We start from the raw sequence: 12,401 nt of genomic DNA, 5'->3' as shown, positions 1-12,401 counted from the left end.
GGCGGACTCCGGAGCTTTGCCAACAATATGCGGCCTGTCGCCCGGATTTCCACAACCCCCGTGGACCGCAGCGTTCAGCCGGCGGCTTGCCAGGGGTCCGGCGGCGCCGGCCTGGCCGGCCGGTCAGGCCTTTTCCATGGTGCACAGCAGGGGGTGCTGGTTCATCCGCGAGAACTCGTTGACCTGGGCCACCTTGGATTCGGCCACTTCCCGCGTGAAGACCCCGCACACGCCGCGGCCGCGGGTATGCACGTGCAGCATGACCTGGGTGGCCCGCTCCAGGTCCAGGGCGAAGAACTGCTGCAGGACCGCCACCACGAAATCCATCGGGGTGTAGTCGTCGTTGAGCAGGACCACCTGGTACATGGGGGGTGGCGCGACCTCGGGCTTGCCGGGGTCGACCAGGGTGCCGTGCTCGTGTTCGTGGCGGGGCGTATTGGGCATGGCCGCAATTATAAAGGGCGGTGCCGATGGACTCGATCGCGCCGGCTGCCGGACAATGCCCTGCCCGCAACGCCCTACGCCTTCCCCCCGGGAGTCCCATGTCGCCGCCCCGCCTCGCCTGTGCCCTGCTGCTGGCCGCCCTGCCGATCCATGCCCACGCCGCCGGCAAGGAACCGGACCCGGGCGTGGCCCCGCTGCTGGAGCAGCTCGGCTACAGGTACGAGATCGATGGCGACGGCGACTACAAGCTGATCATGGCCATCGAGGACGACGACCGCACCCAGATGGTGTTCGTCCGTTCGCCGGTGGAGAGTTACGGCCGGCACCGCATCCGCGAGATCTGGTCGCCGGCCTACAAGGCCGACGGCGGCACCTTTCCCGCACCGGTCGCCAACCGGCTGCTGGAAGCCTCCAACGACCTCAAGCTGGGCGCCTGGGTCAAGAACGGCGGGTACGCGATGCTGGTGGTGAAGATCGACGCCGATGCCGGTGCCGAGGCGCTGGAACAGGCCATCACCGCGGCGGTGACCAGCGCCGACGAGATGGAGCGGGAACTCGCCGGCGACCTGGCCAGCGACGAGTTCTGAGCATGGCTGCCCCCCTGCTGCCCGGCCACGGCTGGCGCCCGGACGTGACCGTGGCCAGCGTCGTCGCCCGCGACGGCCGCCTGCTGCTGGTCGAGGAGCGCATCGACGGCCGCCTGGTGCTGAACCAGCCCGCCGGCCACCTGGAACCCGGCGAGAGCCTGGCCCAGGCCGCGGTCCGCGAGACCCGCGAGGAGACCGGCTGGGACATCGCCCTGGACGCGTTCATCGGCGCCTACCAGTGGACCGCGCCGGGCGGGCAGCCGTACCTGCGCTTCGCCTTCGCCGGCCGGGCGCTGGCGCACGACCCGGCGCTGCGGCTGGACGACGGCATCGAGCGCGCGGTCTGGCTGACGCCGGCGGAACTGCGCGCCCGCAGCGACCACCACCGCAGCCCGCTGGTCTGGCAGGTGGCCGCCGACTGGCTGGCCGGGCGGCGCCATCCGCTGTCGCTGGTCCAGGCCCTGTGAGCGCTGCGGGCGCCCGGGGCCGATCGCGATGAGCGTGCCGCGCACCGTGGTCGGCGTCTCAGGCGGCGTCGACTCCTCGGTCGCCGCCTGGCTGCTGGTGCAGGCCGGCGAACCGCTGGCCGGACTGTTCATGCAGAACTGGGACGACGACGGCAGCGGCGAATGCCGGGCCGAGGACGACCGCCGCGACGCGGTCGCGGTCTGCGGCCGGCTCGGCATCCCGTTCCACTTCCGCGACTTCTCGAAGGAGTACTGGGCGGGGGTGTTCGAGCATTTCCTGGCCGAATACGCCGCCGGGCGCACGCCCAACCCCGACGTGCTGTGCAACCGCGAGGTCAAGTTCAAGCACTTCCTCGACGCGGCGCGCGAGCTCGGCGCCGAGCGCATCGCCACCGGCCACTACGCGCAGGTCGCGCGCGCGGGCGGGCGCTGGCGGCTGCTGCGCGGCGCCGACCGCGACAAGGACCAGAGCTACTTCCTGCACCAGCTCGGCCAGGAACAGCTGGCGGCCACCCTGTTCCCGATCGGCCACCTGCCCAAGGCGCAGGTGCGGACGACCGCGCGCGAGGCCGGCCTGCCGACCCACGCGAAGAAGGATTCGACCGGGATCTGCTTCATCGGCGAGCGCGACTTCCGCGAGTTCCTCGGCCGCTGGCTGCCGGCCCGGCCGGGCGAGATCCGCGACCCGCACGGGGTCAGGGTCGGCGAGCATCCGGGCGTGTTCTATTTCACCCTCGGCCAGCGCGAGGGGCTGGCCATCGGCGGCGTGCGCGGCCGCGCCGCCGCGCCGTGGTACGTGGTCGGCAAGGACGTGGCCGGCAACGTGCTGTACGTGGACCAGGACCGCGACAGCCCGTGGCTGCTGTCGCGGGCGCTGCGCAGCGAAACGATGCACTGGATCGAGGGCGCGGCGCCGGCACGGGAGTTCGACTGCGCCGCGCAGGTCCGCTACCGCCAGCAGGAAGAGCCGTGCCGGGTGCGTGTCGACGACGACGGCACGGTGTCGGTGCGCTTCGCGCGCGCCCAGCGCGCCGCCACGCCGGGCCAGTCGCTGGTGCTGTACGACGGCCCGGCCTGCCTGGGCGGCGCGGTGATCGATTCCACCGACGCGCCGGTGCCGGGCGTGCAGGAGCGGGCATGACCGCGACACGGGCGTCGGAATCGTGACGGCGTCGCCTGTGCCGACGGCGTCGTGTCGCGGTCATGCCCGCTCCTACAACAGCCAAAGCCTCCCCTCCCCGACCCTACGGACGTAGGAATCACGAGGACGTCGCCGTGCCGACTGAAGCGCCGCGTCCTTTTTGTAGGAGCCGGGTTCAGCCGGCGACACGCCACGCCGGCACAGGCGACTCCTTCATGGTTCCGACGCCCGTGCCGCCGGCTGAACCCGGCTCCTACACACACACGGAAGCGGTACGTGCGCGGCGACCATCGCGCCCGCCCGGTTAGAATGCCGCGCATGAGCCATTCCTACGACGACCGCGTGCTGGCCCTGGCCGGCCTGGCCCAGGCGCTGCAGCAGGTGCGCCGCATCGCCGAGACCGGGCAGAGCGAGACCGATGCCGCGCAGCCGGTGCTGGACAGCGTGTTCCGCATCGACGCCGACTCCACCGAGCAGATCTACGGCGGCCGCCGCGCGCTCGAACCCGGCCTGCGCGCCCTCGCCGACTACCTGTCCAACCGCGGCAACGACCCGTTGCTGCCGCGGCTGGCGCTGGCGACCGTGCAGCTGGAGCGCCGCTTCTCCAGCGAATCCAACACCCTGGCCGCCGTGGCCAACGGCATCGCCAGCATCGCGCCGCAGGCCGAAGCGCAGGGCAGCGCCCATCCGGACGTGCTGGCCGCGCTCGGCGGGCTGTACGCCGACACCATCAGCCACCTGCGCCCGCGGATCATGGTCCAGGGCAACCCGCACTACCTCGGCCAGCCCGGGGTGGTATCGGAGATCCGCGCCCTGCTGCTGGCCGCGGTCCGCTCGGCGATGCTGTGGCGCCAGCTCGGCGGCAGCCAGTGGCAGTTCCTGCTGGCGCGACGGGCACTGGCCGAGGCGGTCGACCGCCAGCTGCCCTGAGCGGCACGTGCGCCGCCATGCCGGCATGCGCCCGCGGGTGACCGGCATCCCGTTCCGGCGCCGGCATCCCGCGGCGAACTAAAGGCGACCGCGGGGCGGCCGATACTGCGAACGTGGTTCCGCAGAGATCGCCCATGGACTCCCGATTGCTCATCCGCATGGCCGCGCCGCTGGCGCTGACCCTCCTCGCTCCCCTCGCCGTCGGCCTCGAATGGCCGCCCGCGGTCCGCTGGGCGATCCTGACCACCCTGACCCTGAGCTGGTTCGGCTTCGCCGCCTGGCTGCTGCTGCGCGGTGCCGTTCCGGCGCACTCGCCCGAGCACCAGCGCGTGGTCCGCGAGCAGGAACAGCTGCTCGGCGAGCTGCGCAGCTTCGTCGGCAAGGAGATCGACGGCTCCCGCCACGAGGTCGAGCGGGCCCGCGAGCTGATCCGCCAGGCCGTCGCCGGCCTGGGCGGCAGCTTCGAGGCGATGAACCGCAAGTCGCGCCAGCAGAGCGGCGCGATGGCCCGGATCATCGCCGACCAGGACGGCGCCGGCGGGGTCGACGTGGCCCGCTTCGCCCAGCACGCCAGCTCGCGCATGGAGCAGCTGGTGGAGGCGCTGGAGCAGGTCGCCGGGCAGAGCACCGTCACCGTGCAGCACATCGACCAGATGGCCCAGCACCTGGACGGCATCTTCGCCCTGCTCGAGGATGTCAAGTCGATCGCCGACCAGACCAACCTGCTGGCGCTCAACGCGGCCATCGAAGCCGCCCGCGCCGGCGAGGCCGGCCGCGGCTTCGCGGTGGTCGCCGACGAGGTGCGCAACCTGTCCGAGCGCTCGACCACCTTCAACGAGCAGATCCGCAAGCTGGCGCACAGCTCCAAGGACGCCATCGCCAAGGTCCGCGAAACGGTCACCCAGATGGCCTCGCGCGACCTGGACCGCTCCCGCGAGGCGCGCGCCGAGGCGGCGCAAATGCTGCAGAACGTGGCCGCGATCAACAGCTCGCTGGGCGACGGCATGCGCGAGATCTCCGAGTGCGGCCGCGCCATCGACGGCTCCGTCGCCGAGGCGGTGCGCGCCCTGCAGTTCGAGGACATCGCCACCCAGGCCCTGGGCGGCGCCCACGTCCACCTGGACCGCCTGGATGCGATCAACCGCGAGGCGCTGGCACTGCAGGACCTGCTCCACCGCAGCAACGTCGGCGACGAGGACCTGCTGCGCGCCCTGCAGCGCCTGGGCCAGCGCCTGCGCGACCTGCGCGGCGAATGGGAGACCCCGCCGCACAAGCCGGTCGCCCAGCAGAACATGGGTGCGGGCACGGTCGAGCTGTTCTGAGCACGGGCGATCCCGTGATGCAGCCGCGGTCCCTGCCGACCGCCTCCACCGCCAGGCCCCGGCTGCACCACGCCGGGGCCTTCGCCCGTGCCGGGAGCGCGACGGCCATGGAAGACGAACAGCAAGCCCCGGCCTTGCGGCCGGTGGACGCCGCGGCGCCCGGGGGCATCGAAGGCGCCGGGGAAGCGCCGGTCGGCAAGGCCGCGCTGCTGCGCCTGGAGCAGCTGGCCCTGCGGGAACTGGCCGCCGCCCGCCCGCTCGCCAGCGCCGGGCAGGATCCGGCGGACACGCTGCTGGCCTGCATCCGCTGGGACCTGGATTCGCCGGTGCGCTGAGCACGGCGGGGCTGCGCGGCGCATATGCGCGCCGGTCGTTGGCAGACCGGCTCTGGCGGTGTCTGTCGTCCTGCAGGAGCCAACTTCGGCGACACGGGCGTCGGGATCATGAGGACGTCGACTGTGCCGACGGCGTCGTGTCGCCGGCTGAACCCGGCTCCTACAACAGCTGCGGCGTCGCGCTTCTTTTGCAGGAGCCGGCATGACGGCGACACGAGCGTCGGAACCACGAGGCAGTCGCCTGTGCCGACGCGGCGTGTCGCCAGCATGACAGGCTCCCGCGACGGCAAGGCCAAGGCCGCCTTTCGCGGCCGTCAGTGGCTGCGACCGGCCAGGTTAGGGATCCAGCCGGTGGTGACCGGCTCGCCCGACAGATGGCGCAGCCACTGCGCCAGTTCCCGCGGCGGCAGCGGACGCGTGTACAGGTAGCCCTGGATCTCGTCGCAGCCCCAGCGGGCCAGCTGGGCCTGTTCCTCCAGCGTCTCCACCCCTTCGGCCACCACCCGCATGCCCAGCGCGTGGCCGATGTGGATGATCGCCTGGGTGACCTCGCCGGCGTTGGGGTCGCGCAGCATGTCGGTGACGAAGCTGCGGTCGATCTTGAGCCGCTGCACCGGGAAGCGGTTGAGGTACTGCAGGTTGGAGAAGCCGGTGCCGAAGTCGTCGACCGCCAGTTGCACGCCGTTGCGCTCGAACACCTGGAAGCAGTGGCGCAGGCTGTCGCTGTCGAGGATCAGCGCCGATTCGGTCAGCTCCAGCTCCAGCCGCCCCGGCGGCCAGCCGGCGCGCTGGCACAGGGTCACCACCCGCTCGGCGAAGCCGCGGTCGCGCAGCTGCACGCCCGAGACGTTGACCGCGATGCGGCCGAAATCCAGCCCCGCCGCGTGCCAGGCCACCGCCTGGCGGCAGGCCTGGGCGATCACCCATTCGCCCAGGCGGACGATTTCCCCGCACTGCTCGGCGATCGGGATGAACTCGGCCGGATGGCAGGCACCGGCCGGCCGGTGCCAGCGCAGCAGCGCCTCCACGCCCGGCGCCTGGCCGTCGCGGATGCTGACCTGCGGTTGGTAGACCAGGGTGAATTCCTCGCGCTCCAGCGCGCCGCGCAGGCTGTGCTCGATCTCCAGCCGGCGCCGGGTCTGGCGCTGGATCTCCTCGTTGTGCAGCTGCCAGCTGTTGCGGCCGCGCTCGCGCGCCACCCGCAGCGCGGCGTGGGCGGCGCGCAGCAGGTCGTCGAACACGCAGCCGTCGCTGCCCAGCAGGGCGATGCCGGCGCTGGCGCCGACCTTGAGCTGTTCGCTGCCGAAGGCCAGCGGTTCGGACAGGGCCGCGATCAGGCGCCCGGCCAGGGCTTCGGCCGCGGCATGGTCGGCCCCGCGCAGCACCACCAGGAATTCATCGCCGCCCAGGCGCCCGAACAGCTCGCCATTGCCCAGTGCGTGGTGCATGCGGCCGGCGGCGGCCTTGAGCATGGCGTCGCCGGCGGCGTGGCCGAAGGAATCGTTGATGCTCTTGAACCCGTCCAGGTCCAGCAGCAGCAGCGCCAGCCCGCTGCCGTCGGCGCGGTCCTGGCTGGCGGCGATCGCCTCCTCGGTCTGTGCGCGCAGCAGGAAGCGGTTCGGCAGGCCGGTCAGCAGGTCGTAGTGGGACAGCAGTTCGATCCGCTCGCTGGTCTCGCGTTCGCGGGTGATGTCGCGGTACAGGGCCACCAGCCGCGGCGCTAGTCCCGGGCGGCTGTCCATCTCCACCAGTACCTGCACCCACACGCGCTGGCCGCTGTGGCGGTAGAAGCACAGTTCCAGCTGCTCCGGCGGTCCGCCGGCGGCCAGGCGCTGCAGCGCGCCCTCGAACGCTTCGCGCGAATCGCGCGTGTACAGGGCCAGCGCATCGTCCAGGGTCAGCGGCCCGGGCGGCATGCCGTGGATCCGGTAGCACTCCTCGGTCCACTGCACGCGGCGGCCCGCCGGCTCGATCTCGCAGCCGCCGATGTGGCCGAGCGAGGACACCCGGTCCAGCAGCTCGGTGCGCCAGCGCAGCAGCGCGTCGGCGCGGCGCTGCGCGGTCACGTCCTGGACCTGGCCGAGCACGCGCACGATGTGGCCGTGGCCGTCCTGCTCGGGCCGCGCCCAGGCCTGCAGGTGCAGCGGCGCGCCCTGCGCGTCCTCCAGCTCGAGGTCGAAGTGCACCGGCTGGCCATCGCGGCGCATCCGCCGCCAGGCCTGGCGCAGCGTGGCCGCGGCCGGGCGCGTCAGGCGCCGCAGCCAGGCCCGGGCCGTGTCGTGCTGGCGCTGGGCGTGGCCGGTGAGCCGGTACAGGTCGCGCGGCCACCAGCCGGTGTCGGTGCGCGGGTCCCAGGACCACGGCACCATCGCGGCGATGCGCTGGATCTCCTCCAGCAGCGACTGCTGCTTGCGCAGCTCGCCCTCCAGCTGCTTCTGCTCGTCGATCGCGGTATGGGTGCCGACCATCCGCAGCGGCCGGCCGTCGGCCGACCAGGCCACCACCCGGCCGCTGTCGCGGACCCAGCGCCAGCTGCCGTCGCAGTGGCGCACGCGGTGCTCGCCCACGTAGACATCGCTGCGCCCGTCCAGGTGCGCGCGCACGCTCTGGCGCACGCGCTCGATGTCGTCCGGATGGACCAGGGACAGGGCCGATTCCAGGCTGGTGTCGGGCGCGTCCTCGACCGTGTAGCCGAGCATCGCCAGCCAGCTTTCGGAACGGAAGATGCGGTTGGCGGCGATGTCCCAGTCCCACAGGCCGTGGCCGGCGCTGTCCAGCGCCACCTGCCAGCGGCCGTTGCCCTCCGGGTCGGGAATACCAAGGGTGTAGGCCAGCACCCCGCCTTCCGGGGCGCGCACCGCGCGCAGCCAGCCGTCGAGCCGCCGCTGCGGCCCGGGCAGGCTGCACGGCAGCGTCTGCAGGCCGCCGGCGGCCAGCAGCTCGCGCAGGTCGCGCAGCACCGGCGCATAGCGGGCAGCCGCGTCCTGCAGGCCGAGCGCCTGCGCCGCCGGGTTGGCCGCCAGCGGCATACCATCGCGGTCCAGCACCAGCAGCGCGCTGTCGATCGGATGCTGCATCAGGCTCGCGATCGCGCCTGGATCCACGCTGCACTCCATGCCTTTGCGCCCGGGTACCGGGCCGTCAAGCAGGTAACGGCCGCCCCGGCCGAATGTTGAGCCCGTGGCGCGGCGGGGAGCGCTGATATGCTTTGCGGGCCGTCCACGGGGGAACCATGTCGCAGCAGGACCAACCAGGGGAACGCCGTGCTCCGCCGACGGCAGGCCGGCCGGTGGCGGCGCCGATAGCGCGCGGCCTGGTCTGGCGCATCCCCCTGTTCCATATCCTGTTCGGGATCTGCTGGATCCTGTTCAGCGACCAGGCCATCGGCGCGCTGGTCTCCGACGCCCAGACCATCACCCGCCTGCAGAGCTGGAAGGGCACGGCCTACATGGTCGCCACCGGCGCGCTGCTGTACCTGCTGCTGCGCCCGCTGGTGGAGCGGCTGCTGGAGGCGCAGCAGCGGATCATGGACTCGGAGGCCCGCTACCGCGAGATGTTCGAGGCCAACCCCAGCCCGATGTGGACCTACGACCTGGACACGCTGCGGATCCTGGATTCGAACCCGGCGGCGAGCGCGTTCCTGGGCTGGTCGCGCGGCGAACTGCGCGGCATGGAGATGCACATGCTGTGGCCGGCCGAGGAGCGCCCGCGCTTCGACGCCGGGGTGGCGGCGATCCGCGCCGCGCCGGACCAGCCCTATGCGCGCATCGAGCGGCTGCGGGTCGGCGACGGCGGCCATCGCGACGTGGAGATGCGCAGTTCGGAACTGGTCTTCTCCGGCGGCAACCGGACCCGTCTCATCGTCATGTACGACCGCACCGCCGAACTGCAGTCGCAGCGCTCGCGCGAGCAGGCCATGGCCCGGCTGCAGGAGGCGCAGCGGCTGGCGCGGCTGGGCTCGTTCGAGATCGACGCGCGCACCCGGCGCGGCCATTTCTGCCAGATCCTGCAGCGCCTGGTCGGCCACAACGCCGCCGACGGCCGCCCGTGCGCGCTGCAGGACGTGCTGGTGGCGGCCAACCCCGTCACCCAGGCCCGGCTGGAGCAGATGCTGGACGAACTGGCCGGCGGCCAGGCGCAGAAGATGGACGTGCTGCTGCCGTTCCTCGGCCCCGGCGGCCACGAGCGGCTGCTGCGCCTGCGCGTGCAGTGCGTGGAGGAGGACCGCCGCCGGCTCCTGCGCGGCACCGCCCAGGACGTCACCGAGGAGCAGCAGACCCGGCGCCTGCTGGGCGAGCGCGAGCAGCAGTTCTCCGAGCTGATGCGGATCCTGCCGGACGGGGTGATGATCCTGTCCGGCGAGCACGTGATCTACGCCAACCCGGCCTGCGCCGGCATGTTCGGCCGCAAGAGCGAGATGCTGCTGGGCGAGCCGCTGTCCGCGCTGGTGGAGCCGGCCGACCTGCCGCCGCTGCGCGACTACCTGGCCGGGCAAGGCCAGGAACCTTCGCCGAACATGCTGCGCGCCGACGGCAGCGCCTTCCGCGTCGCCCTGTCCTACAGCAACGCGCGCTACGGCGGCCAGGACTGCAAGCTGCTGGTGGTGCGCGACCTCAGCGAGCCCGAACGCATGCGCATCGCCCTGGCCGCCAGCAACCAGGAACTGCAGGCGATGGGCCGGCAGCTGTTCACCGCCCAGGAGGACGAGCGCCGGGCGATCTCGCGCGAGCTGCACGACGACATCGGCCAGGCGATCACCGCGATGAAGCTGTCGGCGCACGCGGCCATGTCCGAGGACGACGGCGCGCGCCGGCTCGAGGACCTGCAGCTGCTGGCCGGGACCGCCGACGCCACCCTCGACAAGCTGCGCAACCTGTCCATGCTGCTGCGCCCGCCGCAACTCGATGCGCTGGGGCTGGAAGCGGCGCTGCGCTGGCATGCGGGCGTGCTGATGCGCAACTCACCGGTGCAGCTGGACGTGGACATCCGCCCGCTGCCGCAGCGCCCGGAGCGCGAGATCGAACAGACCTGCTTCCGCATCGCCCAGGAAGGACTGACCAACGTGCTGCGGCATGCCGGCGCCCGCAGCGTCAGCCTGGCCCTGGCCGACATGGACGGCGACTGGCTCGACCTGCGGATCGAGGACGACGGGCGCGGCTTCGAGCCCGCCGACGCCCACGGCCTGGGCCTGGTGATCATGCGCGAGCGCGCGCAGAGCGTCGGCGGGCAACTGCGCATCGACACCATGCCCGGGCGCGGCACCCGCATCCACCTGCAGCTGCCCTACGGCCAGCCGACCGTGCACTGACCGCCATGTCCATGCACCTGCCCTTCCTGCCGCCCGCCGATTCTCCGCCGCCCACCCGCCTCGGCGCGGGCCACCCGGCGCTGCAGGCCATGGTCGAGGAGGCCGTGGCCGGCGGCCGCGAGCTGATGCTGGTGCACCTGGACATCGACCACTTCGCCTCGGTCAACGAGAACATGAGCGTGGCCGTGGGCGACCTGGCGCTGGAACTGCTGGCGCGGCGCCTGGACCACTGGCTGCAGGGCCGCGGCCGGCTCTGGCGGCACGGCAGCGACGAGTTCATCGCCGCCCTCCAGCTGGACAAGGACGGCCCCGACGCGACCGACGCGGCCTGGGAACTGCAGCGCGAGGCGGAACTGCCGCTGAGCGTGCTGCCCTACACCCTGTTCCTGTCGGTGAAGCTCGGCATCAGCCTGTGCCCGCAGCACGCGCAGGACAGCGATGGCCTGCTGCGCCTGGCCGAGATCGCCGCCCGCCAGGCCACCCACGGCGACGAGCGCATCCAGTTCTACGGTGGCCAGAGCCTGCAGAGCGTCCACAACGAGAGCATGATCGCGCGGCAGATCGTCGATGCGGTCCCCAACGGCGAGCTGCGCCTGCGCTTCCAGCCGGAGATCAGTGCCCGCGACGGCCGCGTGATCGGCATGGAGGCGCTGCTGCGCTGGCAGTCGCCGACCCTGGGCATGCTGGTGCCCGAGCGCTTCATGCCCACCGCCGAACGGCTGGGCGTGATCGTGCAGATCGGCGGCTGGGTGCTGGAGAACGCGATCGAGCAGGTGCGGCAGTGGCGCGAGTCGGGCTTCGACGACCTGTTCGTGACGGTCAACGTCTCGACCCTGCAGCTGCAGCGTCCCGGATTCGCCGACGAGGTGCTGGCGCTGCTGCGTCGCGCCGGGGTGCCGCCGGAATGCCTGGTGCTGGAGATCAACGAGAGCGCGCTGGCAGCCAACGTCACCCCGGTGTACGAGGGGGTAGTCGCGCTGCGCCGCGAGGGCGTGGGCCTGGCGCTGGACAACTTCGGCACCGGCGATTCGAGCCTCAGCTCGCTGGTCCGCTATCCGGTGGACAAGCTCAAGATCGACCGCAGCTTCATCCGCAGCTCGCCGGCCGGCGAGCGCGAGACGGCGATCGTGCGCGCGATCATCGCCATGGGCCACCAGCTGAACATGAAGGTCGTCGCCAACGGGGTCGAGACCGAGGCGCAGCTGGGCTACCTGCGCCGCAGCGACTGCGACATGTTCCAGGGCTACCTGTTCGGCGAACCGATGCCGGCCGATACCGCCGGCCTGACCCTGCGCCGCCGCTACCTGCGCCCGGAGCTGTTCGCGGTCAGCAAGCCGGACCTGACCCTGCTGCTGGTCGACGACGAGGAGAACGTGCTGCGCTCGCTGGTGCGCCTGTTCCGCCGCGACGGCTACCGGATCCTGGCCGCGGGCAACGTGCGCGACGCCTTCGACCTGCTGGCCACCAACGAGGTGCAGGTGATCCTGTCGGACCAGCGCATGTCGGACATGAGCGGCACCGAGTTCCTGGGCCGGGTGAAGATGCTCTACCCCGACACCGTGCGCATGGTCCTGTCCGGCTACACCGACCTGGCCACGGTCACCGACGCGATCAACCGCGGCGCGATCTACCGATTCCTGACCAAGCCCTGGAACGACGACGAGCTGCGCGAGCACATCCGCCAGGCGTTCCGCACCCACCAGGAGCGGCAGCCGCTGGCCAGCGGGCCGTAGGCCGTCCATTCGCCGTCGTCCCCGCACAGGCGGGGGTCCAGTGACTTTCTGCTCTTGAAGCGGGGCTTCGGTTCGGACGGGGTCGTGTTGTCTCAGGAGCAGAAGCGCTGGCTCCGGAGGGGGCCGTCGTGCCC

General features: G+C 72.2%; 10 protein-coding genes. 8 read left to right on the top strand and 2 right to left on the bottom strand.

The window, feature by feature from the left end; all coding sequences use genetic code 11:
• Positions 1-123: 123 nt before the first annotated feature.
• A complete protein-coding gene (gene clpS, locus WQ53_RS15715; RefSeq protein ID WP_052633639.1) occupies positions 124-444 on the bottom strand; it encodes an ATP-dependent Clp protease adapter ClpS in 321 nt (106 codons plus the stop codon).
• A gap of 98 nt (positions 445-542) precedes the next feature.
• Between clpS and WQ53_RS15710 the strand changes: the two genes are divergently transcribed.
• From WQ53_RS15710 to WQ53_RS15685, 6 genes are all read left to right on the top strand, one after another.
• Complete coding sequence (locus tag WQ53_RS15710) at positions 543-1,031, top strand: hypothetical protein (protein WP_052633637.1); 489 nt, start codon at positions 543-545, stop codon at positions 1,029-1,031.
• A 2-nt stretch (positions 1,032-1,033) separates the two neighbouring features.
• Complete coding sequence (locus tag WQ53_RS15705) at positions 1,034-1,498, top strand: NUDIX hydrolase (protein WP_052633636.1); 465 nt, start codon at positions 1,034-1,036, stop codon at positions 1,496-1,498.
• 28 nt (positions 1,499-1,526) lie between these two features.
• Complete coding sequence (mnmA, locus tag WQ53_RS15700) at positions 1,527-2,639, top strand: tRNA 2-thiouridine(34) synthase MnmA (protein WP_052633635.1); 1,113 nt, start codon at positions 1,527-1,529, stop codon at positions 2,637-2,639.
• Positions 2,640-2,957: 318 nt separating this feature from the next.
• The gene (gene hflD / locus WQ53_RS15695) at positions 2,958-3,569 is read left to right on the top strand and encodes a high frequency lysogenization protein HflD (RefSeq protein ID WP_052634128.1); all 612 of its coding nucleotides are present in this window, start codon (positions 2,958-2,960) and stop codon (positions 3,567-3,569) included.
• 134 nt (positions 3,570-3,703) lie between these two features.
• Positions 3,704-4,891, top strand: coding sequence for a methyl-accepting chemotaxis protein (locus tag WQ53_RS15690; protein ID WP_052633634.1), 1,188 nt, complete (start codon positions 3,704-3,706; stop codon positions 4,889-4,891).
• Between the two features lie 17 nt (positions 4,892-4,908).
• The gene (locus WQ53_RS15685; RefSeq protein ID WP_052633633.1) at positions 4,909-5,226 is read left to right on the top strand and encodes a hypothetical protein; all 318 of its coding nucleotides are present in this window, start codon (positions 4,909-4,911) and stop codon (positions 5,224-5,226) included.
• Positions 5,227-5,540: 314 nt separating this feature from the next.
• Here the strand turns inward: WQ53_RS15685 and WQ53_RS15680 are convergent, their stop codons facing one another.
• On the bottom strand, positions 5,541-8,330 hold the full coding sequence (locus WQ53_RS15680; RefSeq protein ID WP_052634127.1) for a bifunctional diguanylate cyclase/phosphodiesterase: 2,790 nt from the start codon (positions 8,328-8,330) through the stop codon (positions 5,541-5,543).
• A 128-nt stretch (positions 8,331-8,458) separates the two neighbouring features.
• Between WQ53_RS15680 and WQ53_RS15675 the strand changes: the two genes are divergently transcribed.
• Positions 8,459-10,534, top strand: a complete 2,076-nt coding sequence (locus WQ53_RS15675; protein ID WP_052633632.1) for a PAS domain S-box protein — start codon at positions 8,459-8,461, stop codon at positions 10,532-10,534.
• 11 nt (positions 10,535-10,545) lie between these two features.
• Positions 10,546-12,267, top strand: a complete 1,722-nt coding sequence (locus WQ53_RS15670) for an EAL domain-containing protein (RefSeq protein WP_052634126.1) — start codon at positions 10,546-10,548, stop codon at positions 12,265-12,267.
• Positions 12,268-12,401: the final 134 nt, after the last annotated feature.

This window comes from Pseudoxanthomonas suwonensis (genome assembly GCF_000972865.1).
Classification (GTDB): domain Bacteria; phylum Pseudomonadota; class Gammaproteobacteria; order Xanthomonadales; family Xanthomonadaceae; genus Pseudoxanthomonas; species Pseudoxanthomonas suwonensis_B.
Note: the sequence above shows the minus strand (reverse complement) of the source record. Positions and strands in the feature narration are given on the sequence as shown.